The sequence below is a fragment of the Qipengyuania sp. NPDC077410 genome, from assembly GCF_044543405.1.
In the GTDB taxonomy this organism is placed as follows: Bacteria; Pseudomonadota; Alphaproteobacteria; order Sphingomonadales; family Sphingomonadaceae; genus Qipengyuania; species Qipengyuania pacifica.
Genome location: NZ_JBITWB010000002.1, coordinates 308,185 through 323,159 on the forward strand (window position 1 = coordinate 308,185; position 14,975 = coordinate 323,159).

Annotated in this window: 15 protein-coding genes; 7 read left to right on the plus strand and 8 right to left on the minus strand. The window is 61.6% G+C overall.

Annotation, left to right across the window (positions count from 1 at the left end; translation table 11 throughout):
- Window positions 1–11: 11 nt before the first annotated feature.
- Genes ACIGGE_RS09465 through ACIGGE_RS09475 form a run of 3 tightly spaced genes read right to left on the minus strand, consistent with a single transcriptional unit; the run spans window position 12 to window position 2,760 of the window.
- Window positions 12–452 (minus strand): HPr kinase/phosphorylase, encoded by a 441-nt coding sequence (locus tag ACIGGE_RS09465; RefSeq protein WP_397490155.1) that lies wholly within the window; start codon window positions 450–452, stop codon window positions 12–14.
- The gene (locus ACIGGE_RS09470) at window positions 449–2,014 is read right to left on the minus strand and encodes an ATP-binding protein (protein ID WP_397490156.1); all 1,566 of its coding nucleotides are present in this window, start codon (window positions 2,012–2,014) and stop codon (window positions 449–451) included. The genes ACIGGE_RS09465 and ACIGGE_RS09470 overlap by 4 nt, the downstream gene beginning before the upstream one ends.
- Window positions 2,014–2,760, minus strand: coding sequence for a response regulator transcription factor (locus tag ACIGGE_RS09475; protein ID WP_103022743.1), 747 nt, complete (start codon window positions 2,758–2,760; stop codon window positions 2,014–2,016). The genes ACIGGE_RS09470 and ACIGGE_RS09475 overlap by 1 nt, the downstream gene beginning before the upstream one ends.
- Before the next feature lie 189 nt (window positions 2,761–2,949).
- Between ACIGGE_RS09475 and ACIGGE_RS09480 the strand changes: the two genes are divergently transcribed.
- Window positions 2,950–4,548 (plus strand): phosphoenolpyruvate carboxykinase, encoded by a 1,599-nt coding sequence (locus tag ACIGGE_RS09480; protein ID WP_397490158.1) that lies wholly within the window; start codon window positions 2,950–2,952, stop codon window positions 4,546–4,548.
- A gap of 140 nt (window positions 4,549–4,688) precedes the next feature.
- On the plus strand, window positions 4,689–5,534 hold the full coding sequence (locus tag ACIGGE_RS09485) for a glutaminyl-peptide cyclotransferase (protein ID WP_397490159.1): 846 nt from the start codon (window positions 4,689–4,691) through the stop codon (window positions 5,532–5,534).
- A 6-nt stretch (window positions 5,535–5,540) separates the two neighbouring features.
- Here ACIGGE_RS09485 and ACIGGE_RS09490 read toward each other — a convergent pair whose 3' ends face one another.
- Window positions 5,541–7,394, minus strand: a complete 1,854-nt coding sequence (locus tag ACIGGE_RS09490; protein ID WP_397490160.1) for a DUF885 domain-containing protein — start codon at window positions 7,392–7,394, stop codon at window positions 5,541–5,543.
- Window positions 7,395–7,431: 37 nt separating this feature from the next.
- On the minus strand, window positions 7,432–7,833 hold the full coding sequence (locus tag ACIGGE_RS09495; protein ID WP_397490161.1) for a DUF3597 domain-containing protein: 402 nt from the start codon (window positions 7,831–7,833) through the stop codon (window positions 7,432–7,434).
- 52 nt (window positions 7,834–7,885) lie between these two features.
- On the opposite strand from ACIGGE_RS09495, the gene ACIGGE_RS09500 reads away from it, so the two are divergent.
- Window positions 7,886–8,134: a hypothetical protein gene (locus tag ACIGGE_RS09500; protein ID WP_272019903.1), complete on the plus strand. Its 249-nt coding sequence runs from the start codon at window positions 7,886–7,888 to the stop codon at window positions 8,132–8,134.
- A 2-nt stretch (window positions 8,135–8,136) separates the two neighbouring features.
- On the opposite strand, the gene ACIGGE_RS09505 is transcribed toward ACIGGE_RS09500, so the two are convergent.
- Window positions 8,137–8,796 carry an energy transducer TonB gene (locus ACIGGE_RS09505; RefSeq protein WP_397490162.1) on the minus strand — a complete coding sequence of 220 codons (660 nt, stop codon included), beginning with the start codon at window positions 8,794–8,796 and terminating at the stop codon, window positions 8,137–8,139.
- Window positions 8,797–8,946: 150 nt separating this feature from the next.
- The gene (locus ACIGGE_RS09510) at window positions 8,947–9,603 is read right to left on the minus strand and encodes an alpha/beta hydrolase (protein WP_103022639.1); all 657 of its coding nucleotides are present in this window, start codon (window positions 9,601–9,603) and stop codon (window positions 8,947–8,949) included.
- A 77-nt stretch (window positions 9,604–9,680) separates the two neighbouring features.
- Between ACIGGE_RS09510 and ACIGGE_RS09515 the strand changes: the two genes are divergently transcribed.
- The 4 genes from ACIGGE_RS09515 (at window position 9,681) to ACIGGE_RS09530 (ending at window position 14,223) form a co-directional block, all read left to right on the plus strand.
- A complete protein-coding gene (locus ACIGGE_RS09515) occupies window positions 9,681–10,775 on the plus strand; it encodes a cysteine desulfurase family protein (RefSeq protein WP_397490163.1) in 1,095 nt (364 codons plus the stop codon).
- 87 nt (window positions 10,776–10,862) lie between these two features.
- Window positions 10,863–11,939, plus strand: a complete 1,077-nt coding sequence (locus tag ACIGGE_RS09520; RefSeq protein WP_397490164.1) for a cysteine desulfurase family protein — start codon at window positions 10,863–10,865, stop codon at window positions 11,937–11,939.
- Window positions 11,936–12,262, plus strand: coding sequence for a 2Fe-2S iron-sulfur cluster-binding protein (locus tag ACIGGE_RS09525; RefSeq protein WP_103022641.1), 327 nt, complete (start codon window positions 11,936–11,938; stop codon window positions 12,260–12,262). Before ACIGGE_RS09520 ends, ACIGGE_RS09525 begins: the two co-directional genes overlap by 4 nt.
- Before the next feature lie 104 nt (window positions 12,263–12,366).
- Complete coding sequence (locus ACIGGE_RS09530) at window positions 12,367–14,223, plus strand: DUF885 domain-containing protein (protein ID WP_397490165.1); 1,857 nt, start codon at window positions 12,367–12,369, stop codon at window positions 14,221–14,223.
- Window positions 14,224–14,327: 104 nt separating this feature from the next.
- On the opposite strand, the gene ACIGGE_RS09535 is transcribed toward ACIGGE_RS09530, so the two are convergent.
- Complete coding sequence (locus ACIGGE_RS09535; RefSeq protein WP_397490166.1) at window positions 14,328–14,885, minus strand: type 1 glutamine amidotransferase domain-containing protein; 558 nt, start codon at window positions 14,883–14,885, stop codon at window positions 14,328–14,330.
- Window positions 14,886–14,975: the final 90 nt, after the last annotated feature.

Sequence of the window (14,975 nt, forward strand, 5' to 3'; positions counted from 1 at the left end):
GTGCGCCATCTCTATTGTGTTGCACCCGAATTGGGGAAGGGGAGACCGTGATGCGCCAGTGCATATTCCGCGCGCAGGGCCTGCACGGCATCGCCCGGCGCGAAGGGCAGGGACGGAATATCGACCCCCGCAATCGTTCGCATTGCCGGATCGAGCGGGAAGCGGGGCGCTTCGGGATCGAGGGTGAGGAAGAGGGCCAATGGACCGCTCGACACGGGCAATTCGGCGATACCGACGTTGCGGATTTCGATGAGGCCGCAGGTATTGGGGGGCGGGGAGGCGATCAGCGCCGCGCCGTCATGCGCCAGATGCACCGCATCGTCGCCGATCAGCAGGGCGCCGCGATCGATCAGGGCGAGGGCGAGGGAGGACTTGCCCGATCCCGGCGGACCTTCGATCAGCAAGGCACGGCCACCGATCGCGACAGCCGTGACATTGGCAAGGACCGTCACCGCTTGGCCGGGAGACTGAGCTGGAGGCAGGCGCCTTCTTCGCCGTCGGCACGCGATGTCGCGACCAGCGTGCCATCATGCGCTTCGGCAATGGTGCGGGCGATGGCGAGGCCGAGCCCGGAATGGTTGCCGAAATCCTCTTCCTCGGGACGGTCGGAGTGGAAGCGCTGGAACACCCGCTCGCGCTTTTCTTCCGGAATGCCCGGCCCTTCGTCGGAAATGGAGAGGGTGATGCGATTGTCGCTCCGAGTGATTTCGGCCACGATCCTGCCGGCCGGCGGCGAGAAGGACACGGCGTTGTCGAGCAGGTTCTGGATGACGCGTTCCAGCCGCGCGGGGACGCCCATGATCGGCACGGACCGGTCGTCACCGGTGATGACGACCATGCGGCCCTCGTTCTCGTCGCGCGTCTCGCGATTGTCGACGATGGTGCGCAGCAGCTGCGCAAGGTCCACCGGTTCGAATTCGGTCCGCGACATTTCCGCATCGATCCGGCTGGCGTCGGAAATCTCGGTCACGAGACGATCGATCCGGCGCACGTCATGGATGGCGATATCGATCAGTTGCCCGCGCAGCTTGGGGTCTTCCACCTTGGCGAGCGATTCGGTCGCACTGCGCAGGGAAGCGAGCGGGTTCTTTATCTCGTGCGCGACATCCGCCGCGAAATGTTCGACCGCGTCGATACGCTGGCGCAGGGCCGCAGTCATGTCGGAGATCGAGCGGGCGAGCATGCCGATCTCGTCGCGGCGCTGGGGCAGGCGCGGAACCTCCACCTGACGGTCGCGCCCCTGCCGCACGCGCACGGCGGCCTGGACCAGCTCGCGCAAGGGGCGCACGATGGTCTGCGCCAGAAACAGCGACAGCAGCGTGGAAATGACGAGCGCGAGGAAGACCACCAGCGCGACCGTGGAGCGTGCCGTCCGCACCCGGGCGGTGATGTCGACCGGATTGCGGGTGAGCAGGAGCGTGTCGCCATCGAGCCCGACAGGGGCCGCGGCGTTGATGACATGCGTGCCGTCGGGCGCATCGCGCAGGACGATCTGGGTCAGGCTTTCTCCGCGGGCCCGCAGCAGCTCGGGCCAGTCGTTGATGTCGTCCGTCTCCGGCTCGCGGTAGTCGGGAACGGCCGGCGCGCCGACCACCCGGTCGAACCAGCGGTCCATCCGCAGCGCGAAGGCGTTGGGGTCGATATCTTCCTTGCGCGCCAGTGCGAAGCTGGGCGGGGCGAGCTTGAAACTGTCGGCTTCGAGCGAACCGTCGGGGCTGTAGACCCGCAGGCGCAGGCGCTGTTCCTTGCCGATCTGGATCAGCAGGGCTTCCTGGCGCTTGGGCGAAGCGCCGGCCAGCGCCTCTGCCGTGATCTGCGCTTCGACGAGGGCGAGCTTGAAGCGTTCGTCGAGGAGCTGCTTGCGATAGGCGTCGACATAGATGACGCCGCCGCCCAGCAGGACCAGCGGCAGGATGTTCACGAACAGGATGCGGCTGGTGAGCGAGAGCCGCCGCGACCAGCGCAGCTTTTCCAGCCGCGGATCGCCTTTCAATACGCTACCGATTTCCGACATCAGCCTTCGTTGAAACTGTAGCCTGCGCCGTAAAGCGTTTCGATGGCGGAAAAGGTCTTGTCGACGGCGCGGAACTTGCGCCGCATGCGCTTGATGTGACTGTCGACCGTTCGATCGTCGACGAAGACATCGTCGGGATAGGCGGCATCCATCAACTGGTTGCGGCTCTTGATCACGCCGGGGCGCGTGGCCAGCGCCTCGAGCAGGAGAAATTCGGTCACCGTCAGCGAAACGGCTTCACCCTCCCACGTGACGTGGTGCCGGGCAGGGTCCATGTACAGGCGACCGCGTTCGAGCACTTCGCCCGGCTTTTCGTCGAACTGTTCGGAGAGGATCAGGGGATGGTCGCTCCCGCTACGCCGGAGGATGGCGCGGATGCGGGCCAGCAGCAGGCGCAGGCTGAAAGGCTTGGCGATGTAATCATCCGCGCCCATTTCGAAGCCGGCTTCCTCGTCGGTTTCGTCATCCTTGCTGGTCAGGAAAATGACCGGCAGCGGCGATTTTTCGCGCAGGCGGCGCAAAAGTTCCATCCCGTCCATCTTGGGCATCTTGATGTCGAAGATGGCTAGGTCGGGCGGATTGGACAGCAGCGCGCCAAGAGCAGCCTCGCCGTCTGAATAGACGCGTGTGGCAAAGCCTTCGCCCTGCAACGCGATCGAGACGGTGGTCAGAATATTGCGATCGTCATCGACCAGCGCGATGACCGTCCGGTTGCTTTCGCCCTGCGGCGCGGCATCTGCTGTCATGCTCTCCATAAGGAGAGTGACTAGCGACATTGAAAGAGCAAAACAACGTGGCCCGCGCATACGCCACAACATATTGTTCGATGGCGATTTGACGCCGAGTTACGGCAGGACTATTGGCATCTGAGCAAGCCACGCATTCGTATGCGCCGGCGATTCCAGAACGAACCCGCACACGCGCCGGAGAATTCAGTGACCTTTTCGCTTTCCCACTCGCTTGCCGCGCAGGGCATCGAGACTTCCGCAACCATTCACCCGAATCTCACGTCGGAAGAGCTGACCGCCGCTGCATTGAAAAATGGCGAAGGCCGCAAAGCCAAGCATGGCCCGCTGGTCGTGGAAACGGGCAAGCACACAGGCCGCAGCGCGAAGGACAAGTTCATCGTTCGCGATGGCGAAACCGAAGATACCGTGTGGTGGGACAACAACGCTTCGATGTCGCCCGACCATTTCGCGGCACTCAAGGAAGATTTTCTCAAGGCCGTCGCCGAGAAGGGCGACCTCTACGTCGCCGACCTGTTCGGCGGCTCGCAGCCGGAATATCGCGTCAACGTGCGCGTCATCAACGAACTCGCCTGGCACAACCAGTTCATTCGCACGCTGCTGGTGCGCCCTACCGAGGCTGAACTGGACGGGTTCGTGCCCGAATACACGATCATCGACCTGCCGAGCTTCCGCGCCGATCCGGAACGCCATGGCACGCGCAGCGAAACCGTGATCGCGGTCAATCTCAGCGAAAAGCTGATCCTCATCGGCGGCACGCGCTATGCGGGTGAAATGAAGAAGAGTGTCTTCGGCATTCTGAATTACCTGCTGCCGGTGAAGGGCGTCATGCCGATGCATTGTTCGGCGAATATCGGACAGGACGGCAAGAGCGCCGTGTTCTTCGGCCTGTCCGGCACCGGAAAGACCACGCTTTCCGCCGATGCCAGCCGCACGCTGATCGGCGATGACGAGCATGGCTGGTCGGATACTGCAGTCTTCAATTTCGAAGGCGGCTGCTATGCAAAGATGATCCGCCTGAACCCGGAAGCCGAGCCCGAAATCTACGCCACCACCAAGATGGAAGGCACCGTGCTCGAAAACGTCGTGATGAACGATGCGGGCGAAATCGACCTTGACGACAACAGCCTCGCGGAAAACACCCGCGGTGCCTATCCGCTGTCGTCAATTCCCAATACCTCCGCCGAGAACATGGGGCCTCCGCCCAGCAACGTGATCATGTTGACCGCCGATGCGTTCGGCGTTCTCCCCCCGATCGCGCGGTTGACCCCCGATCAGGCGATGTATCACTTCCTGTCGGGCTATACGGCCAAGGTTGCCGGGACCGAAATCGGCGTGACGGAACCCGAAGCGACTTTCAGCACCTGCTTCGGCGCGCCCTTCATGCCTCGCCATCCCAGCGTCTACGGCAATCTTTTGAAAGAGCGGATCGCGAAGGGCGAAGTCGCCTGTTGGCTGGTCAACACCGGCTGGACTGGCGGCAAATACGGCACGGGTAGCCGCATGCCGATCAAGGCCACGCGTGCACTGCTCAACGCCGCGCTCGACGGCAGCCTGAACAATGCGGAATTCCGCAAGGATCCCAATTTTGGTTTCGAAGTCCCGGTCAGCGTCGCGGGCGTGGATGATGGCATCCTCGACCCCCGTTCGACCTGGACCGACAAAGACGAATACGACCGTACCGCGCGCAAGCTGGTGCAGCTGTTCGTCGACAATTTCGAGCCCTTCGCGGCCCATGTCGACCAAGGCGTGCGCGATGCCGCGCCGAACACGGCTGTCGCCGCCTGATGAGATCGGTTCCGCTGTCCAGCGGAACCCGAGCGTTGGAGAGGAGACCCCCGGCCGCTGAAAAGCGGACCGGGGGCCGTTGATTCCGGGCGCCGATCAATTCATGCAAGGCTAAGCCCCGGAAACGGATGGGAGAGATCATGACGCACCGTGCCATCCTGTTCATTGCCGCCGCTTTCACGTGGCTAACCCCGGCCATGGCTCCCGTGGCGACAGCTCAGGACGCTGCCCCGTCAGCAGAGAGAACGCCAGCCCCTGAGGTTTATAGCGGGCCGGCAGTCTATCGCGCAGAAATCGTCGCGACATATCCGCACGATACCGCAGCGTTCACGCAAGGCCTCGTCTGGCACGACGGGCATCTGTTCGAGAGCACCGGACAGGAAGGGCAGTCCGAAGTCCGCAAGGTCGATCTCGAAACGGGCAAGGTCCTTAACAGAAGTGCTATCCCCGCAGACCAGTTCGGAGAGGGGCTGGCCCTGTCGGGGCGGGAATTCATCAGCCTGACCTGGCGAAACGGTGTGATCCACCGCTGGCATGCAAAAACCCTCAAGCCCGCAGGCTCGAAAGATGGAGTCCCCTTCGAAGGGTGGGGCCTTACAACGTCGGATGAAGGTCTCATTCACTCCGATGGCACTGCTACCTTGCGCGTTCTGGACCCAGAGAGCTTCGAGGTTCTGCGCATGATCCCGGTCACGATGAATGGCCAGCCCCTGCCAAACCTCAACGAACTCGAGATGATTGACGGTCTGGTCTACGCCAATGTGTGGCAATCCCCCTTCATCGTCGCCATCGACCCGGCCGATGGCGTGATCAAGCGCCTCGTCGACTTGCGAGCGATCGTCGATAGCATCCCAATGACGGACCGCGACACGGTGCTCAACGGCATCGCCTGGGACCCGAAGAAGCGACGTCTTTTCGTGACCGGAAAACGATGGCCGAGCCTATTCGAAATCAACCTGGTCGAAACCGAAGCGCAGGTCCGCTAGACTGAATTACCCTTGCGCGGAGGCAATGTACCGACCGACATTCTTTTCCAGCACATCCATCGGCACGTTGCCGCCGAGCACGACTGCGTCGTTGAAGGCCTTGAAGTCGTAAGCGGTGCCCATGGTTGTTTCCGCCCTGGCACGTTGATCGACAATGCGGCTGTGGCCGAGCTTGTAGCCGGTGGCCTGTCCGGGCCAGCTGCAGTATCGATCCACTTCGCTTTCGACTTCTGCCGGTTTGCTGCCATTGCGTTCGACAAAGAAGTTGACCGCCTGAGCGCGGCTCCAGCCCTTGGCGTGGAGGCCGGTGTCGACCACCATGCGGCAGGCCCGGAACGCGAGGCTCTGGAGATAGCCGAGGCGGCCAACGACAAATTCGTCATATGCCCCCAGTTCGTCGGCCAGCTGTTCGCCGTAAAGAGCCCAACCTTCGCTGAAGGGATTGAAGGCCAGCACCGAGCGGATCAGCGGCAGGCGGTTGGAGTATTCGCCTTCCCACACATGGCCAGGGATGGCTTCGTGATAGGTCAGGTCGGCGAGATCGTATTTGCGATGGAGGTCGGTAGTCCTCAGGTTGATCCAGAAACGGCCCGGGATCGTGCCATCCTTGCTGCCTGCCCCGCCATAGGCGCCGGGTGCCCCAACCTCTTCCGCCGGCGGGATGCGGCGTACTTCCATGTTGGGATCGACAAGTGTGTGGAAAGCGCGCGGCATCTGGCCGCGAATCCAGTCCAGCCGCTCTGCGATGAAGTCCATGATCTGCTTGCGGCCAGGATCGCCTTCGGCAAATTTGTACCGCGGATCTTGCGACAATGCCTGCATCCGATCGCCAACCGAACCGGAGGTATAGCCGATCTCGCGAAGGATCGGATCCATGCGGGCATGCAGTTCTTCGAGCTCTTCGAGACCCTGCTGGTGGACCTCTTCGGGTGTAAGCCGGGTCGTCGTGCTGGATCGTAACGCCCAATTGTAGAATGCATCGCCCTGCGGCCGGGCGGAAATGCCGGGCTCCGCCGTCGCCACGGCCCGTTCCGCGCGCAGTTCCCGAAGTTGGCGATCGAGTGCTTCTGCGATCGGCCCGGTTTCGAGAATCTTTGCCCGGTTCGCGTGACTTTCAGGCATGCCCATGGCGGTGAGTTTGGCGCGCAGATCGTCGGCAAACAGTTCGCCCTTGCCTGCACTGGCGATGGTCTGTTCCATCTGACCGATTGCCTTGTCGAGCAGGAAATCGGGCGGAACCACGCCCATGCCTCGGGCAGCCTTGATCCGTTCCAGCTCGCCATCGAAGACGGCGGGCATCTGTTCCATACGTTCGATATAGGCGTCGGCATCATTGCCATTTTCGACCTTGTGATCCGATTGCATGAAGCGCGGCAGGGCGAGGTACTGGCCGACATTCTGGATCACGACGTAGGGCGCCGTGCGCCAGTTGCCGACCGGCGTATCGCCATAGGGCAGGGCAAATCCATCGAGCGCCACTTCGTAAGCGCTTTCGACGACTTCCAGATTGGTCAGATTTTCGCTGTCGAGACCGTCCCGCGGAACGGACCGGACCAGTTCGAGGTCTCTGCGAAGGGTTGCTGCGTAGGCTTCCTGTCCGGCAATCGACTGATCTTCGAGCTTGCTGCGCAAGCCGTAATGGCGGCCCGTATCGACACCCAGCGATGTTGCCCGCTCCGGCTCGTGTTCGAGCAGATTATACCCGACGATCTCGAGCAGCCGTTCCACGCCCATGGACTGGGCCTGGGCAACCGCTCCGGTGCGTCCGGTGGTAGCACATCCGGTCAAAGCAAGGGCGGAGGTTGCGCCGAGGCCTGAAAGAGCCTGTCGGCGGGTTATGTCGAAGCGTGACTGGTTCATGCACGCGGGTGTGCGGCCCGCGTGCAAGTCTGTCAAATCAGTCGAGGAATTCGGCTGGAACCCTGCCGCCGCTTGCGGCCAGTTCCTTCATGACACGCCGGTGCAGCCACATATTGTCTTCCGCACTGCCCGAATAATCCTCGCGCCCCAACTCTACCGCGAGCGCCTTGCGGCTGTCGTAATCGCTGTCGACGCCGATCAGCTTCATCAGGTCGACGATCGATGTGCGCCAGTTCAGCCGGTCGGCGCCAGGCATGTTGTCGAGATTGTTCTCGATATCGATGACGGGTCTGGCCTGCTGTTCCACGACAGGAGCATCGGCCCAGGCGTTACCGGTGGGTTGCGGCGCTGCCTTGGTGGCCGGTGCGGTCGCAGGTGTTTCCTGCGGCTTCGGCTTCTCGCCGAAAATCGAATCCTTGATCTTTCCGAATATGCTCATGGTCGTCTCCTTGCATCTTCGAACGGGCAAGGGGTGGGCGCGTTCCGCATTGATGGCTTGCGATGAAAATGGGGGAAGCTATGGCAAGACCATGCTCGACGCCGTGCTCTCCATCACCGTTCTCGCTGCAATCCTGCTGGTCGCGGGCGCCTATTTCATGTGGCGCCGAACCGGGAACGTAAAAAACGCGCTGCTGATGGTCGTGCTGGCCGCCATCGCGCTGATGAACGTGGCGATATGGACCGTTCCCGACGCAGGGGGCAGTGCCCCGCTCGACAAGCTCGAGCAGGGCACCCGATAAGCCTAGTTAGGCAATTCCCACTTCACCGCGCTGGAGAAGGTACCGGCAACCGGCTCGCCGTTCGATCCGCGTGCAGGTTCGAACCGCGCTCTTTTCGTAACAAGCGCACAGGTCGCAGCGTCGAGCTCCGAATGGCCTGTCGACCCAGTTACAGTGCAACTGGTGACCTTGCCGGTAGCCGCAATTTCCAGCCTGAACCGGGCCGTGCCGGTCAATTCGCGCCGGGCCCAGCTTGGGCGGTAATCGTTATCGGTCAGCCAGCGCGCCGGATCGTTGCGCGGCTTTGCGCTTACGGGGTCGAAACTTGGCTGCGGCGTCGGGGCCGGTAATTCAAAGGCTGTTCCCGACGGGACGGTTGGCAGGTTCGGAACAGGGATCGGGGTAGTGTCGAATGGCGTATCAATGGGATTGATGTCGAACTGGGTCGGCGGCGCTTGAACAATGGTCGGTGTGGATTCGCTGGTGCTTGGTTCGACCGGATCGGCCGGCGGGGGCGGCGGCGGGATCGGTATGTTGGTCGCCCCGATCTTGTTCACGATTTCCGGCATTGCGCCGCTGACGGTCAGGCCGGCGACAAGCGCGGCACCGATAGCTGCATGAACCCCGATTACCGCTGCCATACTGGCGGGGGAGGGTCGGCGGGATTGGTCAACGAAGGACATGAGTGTTGCGCCTCTTCCAAATCGAAGTCGCTTTTGCGAGTCTTTGACTGGCAATGTTACAACGTAACAAAAAAGAGGCAAGCGGTATCGTTCAGCATCTGGCTGCCGACTGAATGTGTATGTGGGAAGCGGGCTGTCGGCCCGATCAGATCACTTGATCGGGCAGCTCGGATCGAGGCGAAAGTCGAGGTAATTGTCGACCGACTTCATTAGTTCTTCCTGCTCGTTCTCGAAGAAGTGATTGGCGCGCGGGATTTCTTCGTGATGCACTGTGATATGCTTCTGCGTGCGAAGCTTTTCGACCAGCTTGGTAACCGCCTGCGGCTGCACCACAGTATCCTGTGCACCATGGATGAAAATACCGCTGGCAGGGCACGGAGCGAGGAAGGAGAAGTCGTACATGCTCGCCGGTGCACCGATGCTGATCCAGCCGCGAATTTCGGGGCGACGCATCAGGAGCTGCATGCCGATCAGGGCACCGAAGCTGACACCTGCGACCCAGGTCACCTGCGCTTCCGGATGGATCTGCTGCACCCAGTCGAGCGCGCTTGCAGCGTCCGACAATTCGCCGACGCCGTTGTCGAAGCTGCCCTGGCTGCGACCGACGCCGCGGAAATTGAAGCGAAGCGTCGCGAAACCGCGGTTGACGAACGTCTTGTAAAGACGCTGCGTCATCTGCTCGTTCATGGTGCCGCCGCCCTGCGGATGCGGGTGCAGGATCATGGCCACAGGCGCCCGGGGACGCGGGGCGGGAGAGAAACGGCCTTCGAGGCGGCCTTCGGGGCCGGGAAAGATCACGGTCGGCATGGGAGGGGTACCCTAAGCAAAAGTCGAAGCGCTTGCACCGGACAGGGCTTTGCGCGAAGTGGCGCGCTATATAGGGTTTGTCGTCCAAATCGCAATCATTTCGAGCACGTATCATCCCGAAACGCATCTATCTCGACCATGCCGCCACCACACCGCTGCGCCCCGAAGCGCGTGCGGCGATGGATGAAGGCTTCGCGCTGTGGGCCAATCCGTCCAGTCCCCATGCCGAGGGGCGCAAGGCGCGCAGCCTCCTCGAGGACGCTCGTGAGCGGGTGAAAGCTCGGCTGGATTGGAGTGGCGAAGTAATCTTCACCAGCGGCGCGAGCGAGGCTGCGATCATGGCGCTTCGCCATGCAAAGGCAGGTGCGCGCCTGGTATCGACAGTGGAGCACGATTGCCTGCTCCAAGCCGCGCCGGAGGCGGAAAGGCTGCCGGTTCTCAGGGATGGCGCGCTCGACCTCGACGTGTTGATCGAAGCGGTGGAGCGCGAGCGCCCACTGGTCGCTGTGCAGCATGTCAATTCGGAGACAGGCAACCGCCAGGACCTGTCCGCCGTTGCCGACACCGTTCGAAACGCCAGCGGACTGTTGTTGGCCGACTGCGCGCAAAGCGCCGGCAAGATGATGCTGCCGCCCTGCGATATGGCGATCGTGTCGGCGCACAAATTCGGCGGCCCGATCGGAGTCGGCGCGCTGCTGGTAACCGATTACGCCCTTCTCGAACCATTGGGTGGGCAGGAGCGTGGTTATCGGCGCGGGACTGAAAACCTGCCTGGCGTGCTCGGCATGGCAGCAGCCCTCGAAGCCTGTGGTGATCCGTACATCACGCCGGATGTTCTCGAACCGCTCGATGCGCTGGCACATGAATGTCGCAGGATCGGCGGCACATGGCTGTCCGATAGTCTTGCGGAACCAACGCCGTTTATCCGGGCCATCGCGATGCCCAGAATGAGCGCGACGGCACAGGTCATGCGCTTCGACATGGCAGGTATCGCAGTATCGCAGGGATCGGCCTGTTCCAGCGGGACGATGAAGACCAGCCGCGTGCTCGAGGCGATGCAGGTCCAGCCCGAGATTGCGTCAAACACCATCCGGGTCTCGATCGGCTGGAATACCTCTCGCAAGGAAGTTGAACGCTTTTGCGAAGTCTGGCTCGATCTGGCAGGCGCCTAGTTCTCCTTTCTACGGCCAAAGGGGGGCATGAGGTGGAACTTCGCCGTGCACCCTTCGCTTCGCTGGTAATGACTGTATGAGGGTGAAGTGATCTATCTCGACTATCAGGCGACTACCCCGCTCGCGCCCGAGGCGCGGGACGCGATGCTGCGGTGGCTCGACGGGCCCGGCGGTACCGGCTTCGGTAATCCGCACAGCGCGCACCGCATGGGACGGCAGGCGAATGCCGCAGTGGAACTGGCTCGAGATCAGGTGGCCGCGCTGTTTCCGGCCGGCGGCAAGATCGTGTTCACGAGTGGCGCGACCGAGGCGCTCAATCTGGCGATCCGCGGGTCGGGGCGTGGCGGCACCGTGTCCTATTCGGCGATCGAGCATTCTGCTGTGGGCGATACTGCACAGGCCGCGGGGCCGAGCCATGTCTTGAACGTCGCAAAGGATGGCCAGTGCAACACGCGGCAGGACGTGCCAGACGATACGCGGCTGATCTGCGTTATGCAGGTCAATAACGAGATCGGCACGATCCAGCCGACCATCGAATGGTATCGCAAGGCCAAGGAAAACAATGCGTTGTTCCTGTGTGATGCAGTTCAGGCCTATGGGCGGATCGAGCTGACCGGCGCAGACATGATCGCCATTTCGGCCCACAAGTTCCATGGACCCAAAGGCGTTGGCGCGCTGTGGGTGCGCGACGGGCTGGACCTCGAAGAGGTGCAAACCGGCGGCGGGCAGGAGTTCGGTCTGCGATCGGGAACGCTGTCGCCAGCATTGATCGCCGGCATGGGGGCGGCGGCACAACGTGCGAATGAGACGTTTGATCAGGACGCCGAACACGTCCGAACACTGTGGAACAGTGCCCGCGAACTGTTTGATGACTGGACGCTCAACGGCAGCGCCGAAGCGCGCTGGCACGGCAATCTCAACATCCGCCGAGAAGGACTGGATGTGGGCAGGTTGATGAGCGATGTGCGCGATGTGATGTTTTCCGCTGGCAGCGCCTGTGCCAGCGGATCGGGTCGCCCGAGCCATGTGCTGAAGGCCATCGGCCTATCGGACAAGCAGGCGAAATCCTCGATCCGGCTAGGCTTCGGGCGCTATACCACGCTCGACGAGATCGAGGAGGCCGCTGCCAAGATCAATGCTGCTGCGGAGGCGCAAGGATTGTGAAAATCGAATTCGTCACGTCGAACGGTGACACCGTCAGCGCACAAGCCGAAGCGGGCGACAACCTCCTGCGTGTGGCGCAGGCGGCTGGCCTGCCGCTGGAAGGGACCTGCGAAGGGCAGATGGCCTGTTCCACATGTCATGTCATCGTTGCAGGCGAATGGTTCGACCGCCTCGAAGAAGCGAGCGAAGAGGAAGAGGACATGCTGGACCTTGCAGCAGGTGTTGCGCGCACCAGCCGCCTGTCGTGCCAGATCGACCTGACCGAAGAGATGGACGGCCTTACTGTTACCATTCCGGCTGAAAGTTATGACATGCGGCGTTGACCGCCGGTCCCTTTTCGATTGCCCTTGGTCGATTGGCCTTTGCCCCGGTCCCGCTGCCATGTAGCGATGTCGCCACCAAACACCGGGACTTTTGAGGGATTGTCATGCGTTTCCAGAATACTCTGCTGCTCGCCGCAGCACCTGTCGCACTGTTCGCGGTCACCGCGCCTGCCTTTGCGCAAACCGCCCCAGCCGAGACGAGCGAAGCGTCCAGCGAAAATCACAATGCCGAATTGCGCGCCTGGTTCGATGCGAAATACGAAGAGCAGGTGATGGACAGCCCACTGTGGCTCACTTCGCTGGGTCGCAAGGAACGCTACGGCGAAATCGATGATTTTTCGCTCGCCGCGCAGGACAAGGATCTGGCGTGGAAGAAGGCTACCGTCGAGGAGATGGAGCGTACCTTCGATTACGATAGCCTGAGCAGTGCCGACAAGCTGTCCTACGACCTCTGGAAATACGAGTACGAACAGGCGGCAGAATCGGCCAAATGGCGCGACGATGGCTATGTCTTTACCCAGATGCACGGGGCGCATACCTATCTCCCGACGCTACTGATTTCGCAGCACCGCGTGGATACGGCGCAGGACATGCGCGATTATATTTCGCGCGTGTCGGAAATCGGGCGTGCTCTGGGCCAGCTGGTCGACATCGCGGAACCCCGTGCAGCCGCTGGCGTACGTCCGCCCTATTTCGCGTATGACTTCGTGATCGACGAATCGAAGAAGCTGATTTCCGGTGCGCCGTTCGATGATACTGCCGACAACGCATTGTGGGAGGACGGCAAGAAGAAGATCGCCGCTCTGGTCGAAGCTGGCACGATCACCGCTGCCGATGGCGAAACGATGCAGGGCGAGCTCGAAGCTGCGCTGAAGGGCGGGTACAAGGCAGGCTACGACAGGCTGATCACGTTCATGACCGCAGACCGCCCCAATGCCCCCGAAATCGGTGTCGGTGTCGGGGTGCTGCCCAATGGGGACGGGTATTACGCCCATCGTCTGTCGAACAGCACGACCACCGATCTTACCGCGGAGCAGGTGCACCAGATCGGTCTTGACGATGTGAAGCGCATTCATGCCGAAATGGAAGCGATCAAGGACCAGGTGGGCTTCGACGGCGATCTCCAGTCATTCTTCACCTATATCAAGGAAGACAAGGACAATTACTTCCCGCAGGGCGACGAAGGCGCACAGATGTACATCGACGCTGCGACGGCGGCGCTGGACAACATCGAATCCAAGCTGCCCCAGTATTTCGGTCTGCTGCCCAAGGCCGGGCTGGAAGTGCGGAGGGTGGAGCAGTTCCGCGAGCAGGATGGCGGGGCGCAGCATTACAATTCTGGCACGCCCGACGGATCGCGGCCGGGGATCTATTACGCTCACCTGTCCGACATGAGCGCGATGCCGAAGAACATGCTGGAGGTGATCGCCTATCACGAAGGCCTGCCAGGCCATCACATGCAAATCTCCATCGCACAGGAACTGACCGGCGTACCGAAATTCCAGACTCAGCAATTCTACGGTGCCTACACGGAAGGGTGGGGCCTGTATTCGGAGCGTTTTGCCAAGGAAATTCCGGGGACGTATCAGGACCCATATTCGGACTTCGGGCGGCTAAGTTCGGAACTGTGGCGCGCGATCAGGCTGGTCGTGGACACGGGACTGCATTCCAAGGGCTGGACTGAAGATCAGGCCATTGCCTATTTCACCGAGAATTCTCCCCAGAATGCGGAAACGATCCGAAACGAGGTGCGACGCTATCTGGTCATGCCGGGGCAGGCGACAAGCTATAAGATCGGGATGAACAAGATCCTCGATCTGCGTGCGAAGGCGGAAAAGGAACTCGGCGATAAATTCGACATTCGCGGGTTCCACGATGTGGTGCTGGGCGACGGCGCTCTGCCGCTTTCGCTGCTGGAACGCCGCGTCGATGCCTGGATCGACGAGCAACAGACAAGCTGACGAGCAAATACTGTCTGGGACTTTCGGCTGAAGAACTTAGTCCCAAACGAAAAGCCCCGCCGCAGTGATGCGGCGAGGCTCTCGTTGTTACAGGGTATTTAGGTTCAGGCGGCTTCGAGCTCTGCCTTGTCGGCCGTTTCGCCGAGCATTTCGATCAGTGCCTTGCTGAAGGCAGGGATGTCGTCAGGGTTGCGGCTGGTGATAAGGTTGCCGTCCTGGGCAACTTCCTGATCGACCACGTTGGCGCCGGCATTCTTCAGATCGGTGCGGATCGATTTGTAGCAGGTTGCCGTCTTGCCTTCGACGATGCCGGCTTCGATCAGCATCCAGGGGGCATGGCAGATAGCTGCAATCGGCTTACCCGCATCGTTGAATTCACGCACGATCGCGACTGCGCGGTCGTTCACGCGGAGAAGGTCGGGATTGATCTGGCCCCCGGGGATCAGCAGTCCATCGAAATCGGAACAATCGGATACATCATCGATGACTTTGTCGACCTTGACGCTGTTGCCCCAGTCATCCTGGTCCCAGCCCTTGATTTCACCGCTTTCGAGGCTGACGACGACGGTTTCGATGCCCGCCTTTTCGAGGTTCGCTTTGGGCTTTTCGAGTTCGGACTGTTCGAAGCCATCGGTGGCGAGGATCATTACGCGCTTGCTCATGGGAAACTCCTTGATTTGCTGTTACTCATGCAATGCGTGGGGAAAGCGGGTTGTTCCGTTCTTCTAGGCGGGGCGTGGCGGTGGTAGGGC